Origin of the sequence: Microcoleus sp. MOSTC5 (genome assembly GCF_036701825.1) — a bacterium.
Lineage (GTDB): Bacteria > Cyanobacteriota > Cyanobacteriia > Cyanobacteriales > Microcoleaceae > Microcoleus > Microcoleus asticus.
Genome location: NZ_JAUBRK010000104.1, coordinates 1 through 13,468, shown reverse-complemented (window position 1 = coordinate 13,468; position 13,468 = coordinate 1). Strand labels below are relative to the sequence as shown.

Here is a 13,468-nt window from a genome sequence, read left to right as displayed (position 1 = left end):
CGCACTCCTTCTCAGAAGGTGGCTCCGGCTTTGGAAGCGTTGCAGTCGCTCTCGGCCGGAATTCTGCCCGAACCAATTGTGGAACCGTTGAGGGTGATTTCATTTGAAGATGATGCTGAAACTTGATTATTACTGCACTTTTGCAGGTTCGTGAAGTACAAACAACTCGGTTTTAGGGGCAGCACCCCCGTGCCTGCCCCGATTCCGGTTTGTACGCTGTACTTCATAAATTCAGTTAAATCCTGACATCGGATACTGATTCAGTGACCTAAATCCCGATCACTCTGGGGAGTTGTATTTTCACTGCTGCCGAAACTCACTTTAACCGAAACGAATCCAGGAAAGTTTTGGCTCGGGTTGGCGAGTCTGACACCACGATGATTAGATACAAGGTTCCTTGTGCAATGATGCAGCGCTTTATTAGCTTCTGATTTGGATATTTCTCGCTGGTGTAATTTAGTTCAATTCCCGGATTGCCGTTCAACGCAAATTTTCGTTGGCTAATAAGCCTATAATTCGATTGTGGTTTCGCCGCTATGTCGGCTAGTAGGTTCGCCTCGTTTCCCCTCACTTTTGCTGACATATCCCACAAGAGTACGCTGAAAGCTTCTTGCTCTGTGCGGACTGTGTAATCTTTTTTGGTTCCATTCCCCATTAAGTTTTTTTCGATGTTTCCGATGGGCATTAGGATTGAAAATTGCTCTTCTTTTGGCGATAGTAATTTCCATTCAGCGAATGCGATAGTCTGGATGTGCGATATCTCGCCTTGTGCTGAGGTTGAATCCTCGGTTGCTGGATAGCTGAATCCTGTAGCCAGTAAAACCGTCATAGCAATTAATGGTTTTTTCCACCAAGACATAAGCAGGCTTGCCTCCAAGTTCATCCTTCAATCTTAGGGGTTAAAGGTTATTCAGCTAAATCTTGACCTCTGCAAGTATTGCGTGCGCGATCTCCTTTATTAGGCGTTGCTGAATACAGGTATGAATTCAAGTTTTCGGAATGGCTATAAGCCAAGTAGAGTGAGTTTTGTAACATCAAACGAAAAGTTTATTTCTACCGTGAATCAGCAACGCCTACTCAGCAATTCCTTCTAGTCGCAAAAAACATACGCAACCGGATGCGTCGCCTGCGACAATTGTCACTCCATCGGTGCAGCAGCGCAACCCTTATCAAACGGGTTGCACTGTTTTTATTACTCTGTCATAAGGTCTAACGGCGCTGCATCAGTTCGGATATCCGCTTGCGGGTAACAGCGTCTTCCCCCGCTAACCAGGCAGTGATGGTGGCCGCGTCATACAGAGCCCCCGGTGCACCCCATGCGTACATCTGGGCAAGCAAACTTTGCATTTGTGCGGGATAGAGTTCCGGCCACCAAACAATTGCGATTTCTCGCAGTTTTTCGGCATCGGCGGGGGCGATAATTTCTGGCTCTGGCACTGGTTGGGGGAGTTCCGGTTCCTGGGAGTTGTTGCTGATCGGCTTCGTCGTCAGTTCCGAGAATCTCGCTCGCTCCGAATCGGTCAGCGCGGCCCAAACTTTCTCACGATTTGCAGCTCCGTTGGCACAGACATCTTTAAGAATTGGCAAGATGTCGGCCGCTGCCCGTCGTGCAGATTCGGGGTCGGGTTCTGCCGTTGCTATCCGAATCATTTCCACCAGGTCACGCTCATCTTCGTTGAGTTGTGCGGGAGTTTGGAGGGTACTCTGCACCAGTTTAGCGGGAGTTGGTGCGGGAGTTATGTTCCCCATTGGTAAAGGGTTAGCGGGAGTTGCGGGAGTTGCGAGGGGTAAATCTATTTCTAAATTACTTTTTCCCTCATTTTGTGAGCAATCATCGTTTTCGCTTTCCTCGGCACCTAGCAAACAATCATCATTTTCGTTTTTCGCCAAAACTTTAGTGTCTAACTCCCGCAACTCCCGCTGATGTATATCTGGTAAGGGTTTAACTCCCACACCAACTCCCGCTAAACTCCCGCTAACTCCCGCATCAACTCCCGCAGCATCAGCCAAGGTTTGAGAGTGTGTTGGGTGAGAGTCTTCTGCACGTCTTATCCTCAGTCCCTCAAAATATGCAACTCGTCCCTGATGACGTTTGGGGGATAACTTTTCATCTGCCAAGAGATCAGCGAGCAATCGGGGAAATTTTACGATGCTAAATTTTGACAATCCGCCATCTTCACAGAAGCATTTATAAGCGTCGTAGAGCTTCCCAACAGGAACATTACTAGCAGGGTCGAGTACCAGTTCTGCATCAAAAAAGGCTGCTACTGAGCTTGTTTCGACTTTCATCTCCCATTCTTTAGCTTTGAATTCAACAATCTGGCTAGCCCCCTTACCGCGTATTGCTTGGGTGACGGCAAAATCAGGCAATGAGAGGGCAATAGCAATAAGGGCAGGTATTTCAGCATCAAATTCATCCTCAAAGGCGTGGTTGTGTTTCTCGGTAGGGATAGGGTTGTCAAAATGAACCAAACACAAGCGACGGTCTAGCCCAGTGGTGTCACCTACAAAAATCGGCTTATTCGAGCAGATGAGGAAGCACCCATAAAAGAAAGCATCAGCGGCTGGTGTGTGCAATTCTCGGTAACTAATCACATCGCCACCTGTAAAGCTAAGTATTGAATCAATACCTACTGGCTTCCTTTCGTCTGGGAAAACTACTAGCTGCTTATCAACTACTGAGGCCCTTGTACTCCCGTCACTAAGCCGCTCCAATTGGCAGCCTTTAAAATTGTCTCTACCTACTACTTTCTGCATCAATCGGGCGGTTGTCCCCTTGCCACCGCCAGGGGCGCCAGCAAAATGTACAAACATCTGCAAATCATGAAAGCGCCGCTTGATTATCCCGTTAGTAATTGCTAAGAGCTTGAAAATCTTGCGCTCGTCATCCTGCATCGCCGTGCGGAAGAACTTGTTAATAGAAGGACAATTTACTCGCAGCGCTTCTAGAGCATTGCTTAAATCGCCTTCTAGGGGCTTGTATTCGTAGGGCAAAAACGCCGTAAATCCCATGCCTGGTGAATGTTGTAAGGTCGAGCCAGTGTGAGTATCTAAGACGCAATTCTTGAAACTGATGTATCGAATCACGTCCCACGTTTGCCAACGAACTTGACGTAAATCGTACTCTAGCAATTTCCGAACATCCTCAATGTACGCACTTCCGGTGTAGTTTATATTTCTCGCATCTAACGTAGTTTTGAGTAAGCTGGTAAATGCTCCGATTCCTGTTTTCTCCCAATGCTTGCCCGTCCAAATTCGCCACGTTTTTTGTTCGTCATCAAATTTCCAGCTTGAGGCGTACTGTTCGGCTATTTTAGCAGCGATTTTACGTGCACTAGGGGGTTTGGAGCTAGCCTTCTTATTGCTCTTGTTTTTGCCAGACTCTCCCATTTGAGCTTCTAGATTTTTGAGCCATTGAGAGTAAGGGATTGCATCAGCCATAATCTTTTTCACCATCTCCGGGCCGTGGTTTGCCTTTACGTCGTCTATTTTTACACCCAGTTCAGGATTCCACATTGCAACCGTTACGATACACCCTCGCTGTACAAGAACTGTAGCCAACTTTTTCAAAGCGAGCTGCACTTCTTTTTTGTGCAGGATATCCATATCAAAGACTAACGGTATCGGCCGCCCTTGCACTGCTACGGCTGCCAAGTTGGGAACGAGCTTACCCTTTCTCAGTCCCATTTCTACGCCACAAACTGCGAGCGAGGCATATCCGCAGGTCATAAGCGCCCCTGCTTTTTTTGTGCCTTCTGCTGGGGGGACTGGGATAGACGGGTCATCTAAAACCCGCTGCCAAAAATCTTTCTCTGTGTGCTGAAGTGCGATCGCATCGTACCCTCCTTTTGCAGTGATATATTTTGCGCCGTCCTCATCCTCTGCCGACAACACAACAGGTTCATCAGGCTTGAACTGTCCGAAGCTTTGAAGCTTCATTGTGCTTAAGTCAAGTCCGGACACCCACCAACCGAGGGGATTCTTGTCAAGATACTTTTTCCATCCGAGCCGACGGCCGATAATGGTGCGATCCGTGAGGGATTGAACGTTTAATCGGGTGATCGCCTCACTGACGCCCGACTCTTTAACCCATTCTGCCAGGTGTAGGGGAGAAATCTTCAGTGATACTTGAGGTAATTGTGCAACCATTACACCGCACCCCCGATCACAGCTTCAAAACCAACAGCAGAAAATCCACGGTTAGTTGTCGTATTTTGCGGAAATTCTTGTGAAATTGAGTTAAAGCCCTTGTTTGAAGACTTTTGGAAGCTATGAAAGCTAGGGGCGGTGTCAGAATTCGGGGAACCTGCGATCGAACCGCTGCCGACAGCATTAATCGGCAAAGCAACGCTAAAATGGCGCTTTATTTTTATTACAAGGTATGGCATCATAAGGGTAGTTGGCCTCTCCATAGGAGGCTGATTAGTTGTGGTAGCTCCAACGAACCTTGTCGTGTTCTTTCCACGGACGCACGACAAAAGTTAAATAGATTGTATAACAAAAAGATGCGCTGAGAGCTTTATGCTCCCAGCGCATCTTTTTGTTGAAATTGCTTTTGGGCGTCTGATTCCAGGTGTCGGTCGAGATGACGCCCGGTAAATCCATAAAGCCTCCTTAACAAAGACAGATCGAAATACATCCTTCAAGAAATGCAGAATATTCGTTCAGCATTTGAATCAACTCTGGCGAGAGAGCAAAATAAAAATTTAATTGATGAATTGAAGGTAGCATAACAGCTTTTCCCCTTTTCAACTACTTCAAATTATCGGTGTAATTATTACGTAGTAAGAAAAAAAAAAAAATACTTTGATAGAGTAGGTTCTTTCAAAATCCCGAATGACAATTGAAATCCTTTAACTTTATAAGTTTTTTTTGGCTTTTTTCAAAAAAACTTATAGTAGCTCACTATCTTCTATGAAGTAACTTTAGCCCGTGAGAAAGTTCGCTCGAAAGCACACATATAGGCAGTTAAAGGATTGTTTGCTTTCGGTAAGTTCTCAAGTTTAGTGAATTTTTATAACAAACAAGTTAAGAAGCCGATCGCCCCTAAATTCCCCACACCCGCGCTCGATCGGCAGCCGCTTCAGTTTTGCCCGCCGCCGTTGCCACGGTTTCGGAGCTGGTTGTTGAGGTACTGCCAGATGTCGCGAATTTCGGTCTGAATGATTCGCATTTGCTCCCGCCATTCGTTGTGCTGCTGAGAAATCAGCCTCAGCGCTTCTTGATGGCTCCCAATTGCTGAAACCATGCGAACTACCCGATCTACTAAACGATCGAGTAGTTCGCTGCTGACCTGGTGTTGTACCGCAATGTTGTCAACGCGCTCTGTCAGTCGGTCAATGGCTGCGGTGTTGGCGCTGGTTTGAACGGACAGCCGCCCGATCGCCGAGCGTGTTTGCCTGTTGCTGCACCGCAATCCGGTCAACACGATTAGTCAGTCGGTCAATGGCGGCCGTATTTGCCTGTTGCTGAACACCGGTGGCGGCAAGGATTGCTTCTATTCGGTCTAGCCGATCGTCCCTGTTAATTTACTTCTTTGTAATAAAGGTCAAGGAATGGCGATCGGTATGGTTTGGGTTGAATTGCGAAAATTTAATGCTAGACGGTTACTAAACATTAACTAGCGCCTTTACTTGCTTTACCCCGCTTAGCTTTCGCTGCTGTTGCTGGCTTTGCTTCCGTTGGCTGCTTTTCTGTCGGTTTTCTTTTTGGGCGGCAAGATTCTGGGTTATCGGGGTCATAGAGCAAAACGTCGTACTTTTGCGCCCTGATAATTCCGACTGCTTTTAGGGGCGATAAACCCAGTTCTGCGAGCTGCTTTTTGATTTTGAGATTTTGGGGAGGTTCGCCGGGTTTTCCCCACCATTTATACTCATCCAATTTATCCATCGCCACCTCCTAAAATCTCCTCAATTTTCGAGATAGTATCCTTGGGTAGCTTTACGTCTTTATCTTGCTTTATATCTTTGACCAGCTTGGTATCTTTGGCTAGCAGAGTTTTAAAGAAGCTGGCAACTTTACCGGCTTTGTCTGATAACTCCATTTCTGGTGCGGGCTTCCGTTCGGCAGCATCCAGTCGTTTTTCCAGGTCGGAGAGTTCAGCTTGGACTTGCTGGCGAACGGCCTGTTCGGCTTCGAGTTGCGATCGCAATTGCCGAATATCCTCTCGCAGATTATCCGCCACTGTGGTACTAGATTCTAGAAGCAGGGCGTAGTCCGCGCGGGCTTCTGCTAATTCTTGTTCAAGGTCATCCTTTACCCGCTTATTAGCACTGAGAAGCGCAGAGTAATTCTCGTGCTCGGTTGTTAAATCTTGCTTCAGTTTTTCGTTCTCTGCTCTCAGGTTGCCTAATTCGTTAGACAACTCTGTTTCTACCACCGTGTCAGGCTTGAGCGCTGCTGATTCAGAAACACTCAAGCCGAGACTTTTCCCAGCAGTTCCTCCATTGCCCGCAACCGTACCTCAAGAGCATCTAGGCGACCGTTAGGTGCGTTATCTCCTACCGTCTTATACTCTCTTTCTCCTACCTCTTTAGGTTCCACATTAGTTAACTCTTCTGCCACTCTCTCCAACCGAGCGATAGTTAACCCTTCAGCTTTGCCTATGTACTTTTTATGTACCCGCCCCTCTACCTTTCTACTACCATACCAGTAGCCTATACCTCTCGTTTCTTGCCTGCGGGCGGTGAAAGGTTTGCTGCCATGAGAGGACTCAAACCTAAAAGAAGTAGAGGAATCGAGCCACTCAGCGCCTTCTGTAGATTCAAGATTAAACGTCCTTCCGTCGGGTAGCTTAACTACTCCTTGTGATACCGCTGGGATTGATTGTTGTGCCATGTTGGGTATCTCCTAATTCGTTTATACAACCCTCCTATTATGCTACTGCTTCAAGCGTCCTAACGGTAGCAGATTACATATCTTATTCTACGTTGGGTATCTCCTAATTCGTTTATATAACCCTTTTAATAGACTACCGTTTCAAGCGTCCTAACGGTAGCAGATTACATATCTTATTCTACGTTAGGTATCTCCTAATTCGTTTATATAACCCTTTTAATAGACTACCGTTTCAAGCGTCCCAACGGTAGTAGATTACGTATTTTATTCTACTTAAAAGGTTGTATAAGCCATCCGTATTTGGTTGTCCACATCCACGCACTCGCCCGTGTATACGCATCCGCACGCCCGTGTATATATGTAACTTATGGAAAAGCAAGTCCCTCTTATGCCACTTTTGACAAACTTTGACACAAGCGTTGCCCTGTCTGCATTTTCCCATATATCCTACTTTTATGTAACCCCGTAACTGGTAAATTATAGGAGCCTATAGTAGTACACATAGCCGATCGCCACAGCCACAGCACCCGCGCCAGCACCAACTACACCGTATGCCCCCCGCCCGGATAAAACCAATACAGTGGTTAAGGTTCAAGTTACAGCTACTGCACCGACCGAGCCAGAACTTTTACACGGAGACAATATTGAGCAGGCGCTACAGGAGGGGGATATTCAGCAAGTCCTAAACAAAATGCCGTTGCCATCGTTGCGCTCGCTCGCCAAGTTGAAAGGCACGGATGCACGTGGCACTAAAGCCAATATAGCTCGGAGGTTGAAAGCCCTGGTCACAGAGTTCGACCGGCCGGTCGCCAGTTAGTGAGTCGCAGTAACCCGCTCCCTCTCTAAAAGGATCGGGCATTTTAGAATATTTGAATATGACATAACCCTGATAATGTAATATTCAGTCATGCCCAAAATGACTCTCGCAGTTTCAAATCCACCCGCCCCACAAGTCATTGCTCCCGGTACTGCCACCGACCAACTTATTGATTTGTGGGTTCACGGCAAGTCTAAAGACACGGCGGCTCTCTACCGTCGTGTCGCCAATTTGTTGCTAACTACCATTGATAAACCCCTTCAGTGGCTTACTCTGCAAGATTTTCAAAGCTTCTCTGATACGTTGGAAGGAAAGGAGCTATCCCCTTCCTCCCGTCGCACCTATATATCTGTTGTGAAAAGTCTACTATCTTTCGCTCACCGCACCGGGCTTATCCCGGTTAACGCTGCTGCTGCCCTGACTACGCCAAAGCCGAAGGATACACTCTCGCAGAAAATCCTCTCTGAACTCGAAGTGATGATGATGATTGCTCTAGAGCCGTGCGATCGCAACAAGTTGATTCTCAAAACCTTTTACTACGCTGGACTCCGGGCTTCGGAATTGTGCGATTTGAACTGGGAGGACTTGACTCCTAATGGTGAAAGTGGACAACTTTTGATTTATGGCAAGGGCGACAAGACTCGCGTGGTTCTACTTCCTGCGTCTCTGTATCTGGCAATTCTGAACAGCAGAGGAAGTGCGGGGAATTCTGAGCCGATTTTTAGGAGTCGGAAAGCTACCAACGGTGGTCGCTTGCACAGGATTTCTGTAACGCACCTGGTCAAGGAAGCTGCTAAACGCGCTGGAATTTCTGAGAAGACTAGCGCCCATTGGTTGCGCCATTGCCACGCTTCCCACGCTCTCAACCGGGGAGCGCCGATTCACTTACTGTCTCAAACTTTGGGCCATGCGTCGATTGCTACAACTAGCAGGTATCTGCACGCGAAACCCAATGATTCTAGTGGTCTGTATCTGATAACTTAGCGGGCGATAGGATGCGATCTAAGTGGAAGGCGTTGAGAAAAAGACAGCCCAAAACTGATCGATCTAAACTATCCATATTTATCATATATATAGCAAGTCTATTTGAGTCGTGAATGTAGAACAACCTGAAACGCTTGTGATGATTGAATCGATTGTTTACATCTCAAATGGTTTTGCTATACTTCTAATAGTTTCATCTAAAATCCTATGTTTATTCCATTAGTTATCGCCTTATCACAGCCTGTTAATATAACACAAGCTCAACCTTGCAAGCTCTCGGTAATTGGCTATGAAGAAACTAACAATTGTCCACTTTTAACGGGCGTATTTGCCTCCGAGGAATGGACAATTAAGCTTTCTCGTTGGGAACCCGGAGCTTATGTCCTTAAAGGAATCAACCGAGTTAACGGCAAAAAAATTAACGCTTCAGGATTTGAAGTAAGAGGAACTGTAGATCGACCACAATATCCATTCGATGAGGAAAGAACAGAGACTTTGTACCTTGTCACATTCCAAAGGGGTGACCGAAACACGATTCGACTCGAAATTTTTGCAGATACTGTTCCCGTTTACAACCAGTTGCTGCATAAGACATCTTCAAACGACCGATTTTTTGAACGATAGAATAAGTATTTTAACTCTGCTTTATGGAAACAGAACCCATACTTGTCGCAGCAGGCGATCACCTTCGGCAACCGCTAACAGAGGGTCGGCTAGTCTTTTTAGTCAAAAAAACCGAATCAAAACGAATCAACCGGAATCAAAATGCGTCAAGTTTTAATCCCTGCTAACGTTTTAGGGCTTTAGTGGAGGTTTACAGTAATGCAGTAAGTAACGAAGGAGTTTCAATCCCTGATAGGGTTTTAGGTGGTTTTTGACGCTTAACGCCATAGAAATTATCTCAGCATATCTCCGGGATGAATCGGGGTATAGATTTCTAATTCCTTTTTGGGGTTTACTCTTCAATCATCTCCAAAATTGCCTCAATGTCTGCGAGTGTTGTCGCTGATTTCTTACGCTTGGCTTTCAGCCTGTTTAACAAGTCAGCAGCCTCTGGTAGCTCAATTTCAGGGCGTCGGGTATGGTACAGCTCAATCCTCATGTCACTCACTAAATTTTGAAGTCGCTTACATTCACTCTTTAATCGTTTAACTTCATCAGTTAAACCGCTTGTGTCACGCGATTGAGGCTGTTTATTTTCTACTTCGGAACCACTACGTTTATCTGCTGTGTCACGCGGTTCGACTTTGTTGTCAAGTTGTCGGGCATAATTTAGAGTAGCGTCAGCCAGGGCGATCGGAACCCGAATGGTGCGAGTTGGGCCACTCTGCCAAGCAGCTTTAAAGCGGGAGTCTTTGATTGAGTCTTCGTGTCCTTTAGGGTTTGGCATAACAAATGAATCACTTGTGTCAAGCGTTTCATTTACCATAACAGTCATGCCCAACAGTGTCAAGCGCGTGACACACGGTTTCTTGATTCCTGGTAGCAGTTAAGGAGGGTGGCGGCTATTATTCCGTCGATCTGAAATCGATTTTTTTCATTTCAGCAAAAATTTAGCAGCCGTCGACAAAATCCCGGTAGGGCTTTTAGGCGGGGAAACTACAATTTGGCAGCTTAGGACGTGGGTCGTTGCTGAAAAAACGTATGATTAGGTCAAAAAACTTTTGCAAAAGTCCCATAAAGGTAATAGTAAGGTGATTGAGGAGAAAAACTGATGACTTACAAACAAGTGCAATGTTTAAAGCCAGAAACCTTCAAGTGATTCTGTGGCGTTGGGGTTTTTGTGTAGCTAGCAACAAACAGATAGAGCTGTCTGCATTGAGAATATAAAAATAAGATTAAGATTTTGGCAGAATTTTACTTCTGATAGTTATTCTTTAATTGTCCTGATGGTAACGAGTTACTCTGCAACTCTAAATAGTTCATAACATACAAGGATGCTTGTCCTCCTCCTAAATAGACCTCATTTTAAGAACGAGATTGCTTTAAATCTAAAACTTTAAAGTGATTTTAATCTCGCTCGTCTTTGTGGTATATCGCTTAATATCATTTTAAGCCTTTCGCTTTTTTGAATATGCAAAAAAAAAAAAGTTTCTGAAGCGCTCAGTCCTGGTTTTGCTAAGCCTTGTAGTTGTATTACTTTCAGGGTTAGGGCTAGAAAAAACTTCAAAAGGATTAGCCTCTGATCGGGGATTAATAGATTTCGTATCTGCTCCTCCCAAACCACCTAGCACCAACCCAAAAAACCCTGATTTCAATCTTGCTGGATCTACATCTGCAGACTTGTGTTTAACTAAAATCCCACATCCACAAACACGTTTTCCAGAAACAGTTGCTTTAGGATGCAAAAATGCACCTGTATTTGCAGATTTGAGCAGGGCAGGCAACCAAAAATTATGGAGTAAGTATGGTAATTATCAGAATCATGCGAAGGCAAAGTTTTTCTATCAATGGAAGTTAGGAGGAGTCGATACCAATCTTTTCGTCTTAAACCGTAGGCCTGGAATGCACCCAACATCTGACTCTCTAATTGCTGGACAAAATCTTGAAAATTTATATGCAGGTGTCACATTAATGACTCGCATCCTTCAGAAAAGATCAATAGATGTTTACTCCTGCGCTATTCCTAAAATCACAACAGAGGTGCCTACAAAGTATCAAAGCCAATTTGAAAGCAAACCTTTTCTTGGCGTAGTTGAAACTTCTTTTGTTAGTGATGTGGACAACTTAATGTCACAACAAAAGTACATTGCTATTGGAGCCTTTCAACAATCGCTTGCTCCTGGAGCCAATGCCTCTGGAGCATTTACATACTCACAACCGCTTAGCGTGGCAGCACCGATCATTAAACAAACCATGCTCAGCCCGGCTATGCGAAGGGGTGGATTGCGAATACCAGCTATATACAAAGATGATACGGATTTAAAATCATTGATAGCCTTAAGCTTCAACACGAATGATTTAGCTGAAAGTTCTCCTGCAAGAGTAGCTGGCGTTATGTTTCATGAACTTTTGCACAATATCGGTTTTCAGCATTCTGGAAACAATCCTGCGGACTATGTTAATCGTGGTAAAGCAATATTAGCGTTGGAAGACTGCATGGAGAAGGAGGCGCTTAAATCGATGAATGTAGTAGGTTCAGCATCAGAGAATAACCTCGCTAGTACGAGTGACTTAAAGGACTAAAAAACGACACTAGCCCGCTCTCATTTCTATTAAGTAATATTCTAACTCTACTGTATGACTGCCTAATTTTTGGTAGTGATAAATATGTAGTGATTAGATATTTATTGGCTCAAAACATAGTTGTAATGATGAATAAAATACCAAATAGCACCAATATGGTTTTCTAACTTTTTAGAAAATGAAAGAGTCTTTCTTACTAGACGACAAACACGTTGGCGCAATGTATTATTAAATCTTTCAATGTGATTAGTTTTTCCACTGTCTTTACCAACTGGCTGATGACGTAGCGAAGGAAAAATACAAGCATATACCGCCCAAAAATCTGTATAGCAAACAGCACATTGTCTATATACAGGAGGTAGAGAATTCCATAATTGTTTGGCTCCTTCTTCGCTACGAGCGCCAATATAAACACCAATAATTTCTCTGGTTTCTCTATCCATTGCTAACCACACCCATTGCTTGTTTTCTTTACAATCTACAAATGACCACAGTTCATCACATTCAACATTCAATCTGACTTTTTTTTTAGGTTTAACCTTTACTGTGCGCTCGATTGAGGCATATTTATTATTTACGTAATCCTGTAACCATTTTTGAGAAACACCCGTGCTTCTAGCTATACCAGCCAAAGAAATCTTTTCCAAAAGAAGTCGGTCGATTAAACTTTTTGTTTCCGAAGCTCATTACTTTGTTAGTCGGATTCTCGACAAATTGGCGACCACAAGTTTGACATTTGTATTTGGGTTTTTTATTATGAATTCTACCATTCTTAACTATGCGATTTGAACCACAATCTGGGCAATTTGGTCTTAATAATAGCATATTAAATAACTAAACTAATGTTGGCAGATATCAAGGATGACAGCAATAGTCACTTATAATAGCATAAGTGTAACTCAACATACATTGGAGCGCATAAAAAAATATTAAAATCCCCAAACTTGATTGTGTGAGTTATAAAAATATCCTATGTATTAAATTAGTGTAATTAAAATTCACTACATATTTATTACTACCACTATGCTTTGTTGCGCCTGCTGTGGGGTAATGCTCTGCGACGAAATGAAATCAGTCAGTTTAGTGTTTGTGACTTTGATCCTGTCTGTAAGACTTTGCGAATTCTTGGCAAGGGACGCGGTACGCAAGCTGAGATGATCGATTTGGGTTCTGCGACAGTGCAGGCGATCGACAATTGGTTGGAGGAAAGGGGAAGTTACGCGCCCGATAGCCCGCTTTTTATAGCACTTGACTCCGCCCACAGCGGACACAGACTTAGTGGCGATGGTATCTGCAAGATGGTTGTCCGCCACAGCGAAAAAGCTGGTATTAAAAAACAGATGTCCCCTCACCGCATCAGGCACAGCGCTATCACAGCGGCGCTGGACGCAACAGATGGGGATGTGCGGAAGGTTCAGAAGCTCAGCAGGCACAGGAATTTAAACACGCTCATGATATACGACGATAACCGGGGGCGCGACCAACAGGATGTCACCGCAATGCTGGATGGGATGTTTTGAACCAGCCCTGTCAAGGTGAGTGCTGAGCCTGGTTTAGAAGCCTTGCGGTAGAAAGATGACGGTGACGTGAGTTCACTATCAAAGGTGGTTTTTTCTTTTTGGGGGAGCGTGGCTGCTTGAGGAA

Annotated in this window: 14 protein-coding genes; 4 read left to right on the top strand and 10 right to left on the bottom strand. The window is 44.8% G+C overall.

The window, feature by feature from the left end; genetic code table 11:
• Positions 1–316: 316 nt before the first annotated feature.
• From QUA54_RS32260 to QUA54_RS32225, 8 genes are all read right to left on the bottom strand, one after another.
• The gene (locus QUA54_RS32260) at positions 317–883 is read right to left on the bottom strand and encodes a hypothetical protein (RefSeq protein WP_333418884.1); all 567 of its coding nucleotides are present in this window, start codon (positions 881–883) and stop codon (positions 317–319) included.
• A gap of 326 nt (positions 884–1,209) precedes the next feature.
• Positions 1,210–4,149: a DUF3854 domain-containing protein gene (locus QUA54_RS32255; protein WP_333418882.1), complete on the bottom strand. Its 2,940-nt coding sequence runs from the start codon at positions 4,147–4,149 to the stop codon at positions 1,210–1,212.
• Positions 4,149–4,391, bottom strand: coding sequence for a hypothetical protein (locus QUA54_RS32250; protein ID WP_333418881.1), 243 nt, complete (start codon positions 4,389–4,391; stop codon positions 4,149–4,151). The genes QUA54_RS32255 and QUA54_RS32250 overlap by 1 nt, the downstream gene beginning before the upstream one ends.
• A 31-nt stretch (positions 4,392–4,422) precedes the next feature.
• Entirely contained in the window at positions 4,423–4,605 is a 183-nt protein-coding gene (locus QUA54_RS32245) for a hypothetical protein (RefSeq protein ID WP_333418879.1), read from the bottom strand.
• Positions 4,606–5,083: 478 nt separating this feature from the next.
• Positions 5,084–5,428, bottom strand: a complete 345-nt coding sequence (locus QUA54_RS32240; protein ID WP_333418877.1) for a hypothetical protein — start codon at positions 5,426–5,428, stop codon at positions 5,084–5,086.
• Positions 5,429–5,616: 188 nt separating this feature from the next.
• Positions 5,617–5,889, bottom strand: coding sequence for a hypothetical protein (locus QUA54_RS32235; protein WP_333418875.1), 273 nt, complete (start codon positions 5,887–5,889; stop codon positions 5,617–5,619).
• Complete coding sequence (locus QUA54_RS32230) at positions 5,882–6,418, bottom strand: hypothetical protein (protein WP_333418873.1); 537 nt, start codon at positions 6,416–6,418, stop codon at positions 5,882–5,884. Before QUA54_RS32230 ends, QUA54_RS32235 begins: the two co-directional genes overlap by 8 nt.
• On the bottom strand, positions 6,415–6,837 hold the full coding sequence (locus QUA54_RS32225) for a hypothetical protein (RefSeq protein ID WP_333418871.1): 423 nt from the start codon (positions 6,835–6,837) through the stop codon (positions 6,415–6,417). The genes QUA54_RS32230 and QUA54_RS32225 overlap by 4 nt, the downstream gene beginning before the upstream one ends.
• Before the next feature lie 916 nt (positions 6,838–7,753).
• On the opposite strand from QUA54_RS32225, the gene QUA54_RS32220 reads away from it, so the two are divergent.
• Together QUA54_RS32220 and QUA54_RS32215 are read left to right on the top strand one after the other, a co-directional pair.
• Positions 7,754–8,638, top strand: a complete 885-nt coding sequence (locus QUA54_RS32220) for a tyrosine-type recombinase/integrase (RefSeq protein WP_333418869.1) — start codon at positions 7,754–7,756, stop codon at positions 8,636–8,638.
• Positions 8,639–8,845: 207 nt separating this feature from the next.
• Positions 8,846–9,262 (top strand): hypothetical protein, encoded by a 417-nt coding sequence (locus QUA54_RS32215; protein ID WP_333418867.1) that lies wholly within the window; start codon positions 8,846–8,848, stop codon positions 9,260–9,262.
• Positions 9,263–9,593: 331 nt separating this feature from the next.
• On the opposite strand, the gene QUA54_RS32210 is transcribed toward QUA54_RS32215, so the two are convergent.
• Positions 9,594–10,028, bottom strand: a complete 435-nt coding sequence (locus QUA54_RS32210; protein ID WP_333418865.1) for a hypothetical protein — start codon at positions 10,026–10,028, stop codon at positions 9,594–9,596.
• A 725-nt stretch (positions 10,029–10,753) separates the two neighbouring features.
• On the opposite strand from QUA54_RS32210, the gene QUA54_RS32205 reads away from it, so the two are divergent.
• Positions 10,754–11,824, top strand: coding sequence for a hypothetical protein (locus QUA54_RS32205; RefSeq protein ID WP_333418864.1), 1,071 nt, complete (start codon positions 10,754–10,756; stop codon positions 11,822–11,824).
• A 101-nt stretch (positions 11,825–11,925) separates the two neighbouring features.
• Here the strand turns inward: QUA54_RS32205 and QUA54_RS32200 are convergent.
• Positions 11,926–12,649, bottom strand: a protein-coding gene (locus QUA54_RS32200; protein WP_333418862.1) for an IS1 family transposase whose coding sequence is annotated in 2 segments (ribosomal slippage) — positions 11,926–12,504 and positions 12,506–12,649 — 723 coding nt in all. Because the reading frame shifts where the segments join, the coding sequence is not laid out codon by codon here.
• Positions 12,650–12,831: 182 nt separating this feature from the next.
• On the opposite strand from QUA54_RS32200, the gene QUA54_RS32195 reads away from it, so the two are divergent.
• The gene (locus QUA54_RS32195) at positions 12,832–13,344 is read left to right on the top strand and encodes a tyrosine-type recombinase/integrase (protein ID WP_333418886.1); all 513 of its coding nucleotides are present in this window, start codon (positions 12,832–12,834) and stop codon (positions 13,342–13,344) included.
• Positions 13,345–13,468: the final 124 nt, after the last annotated feature.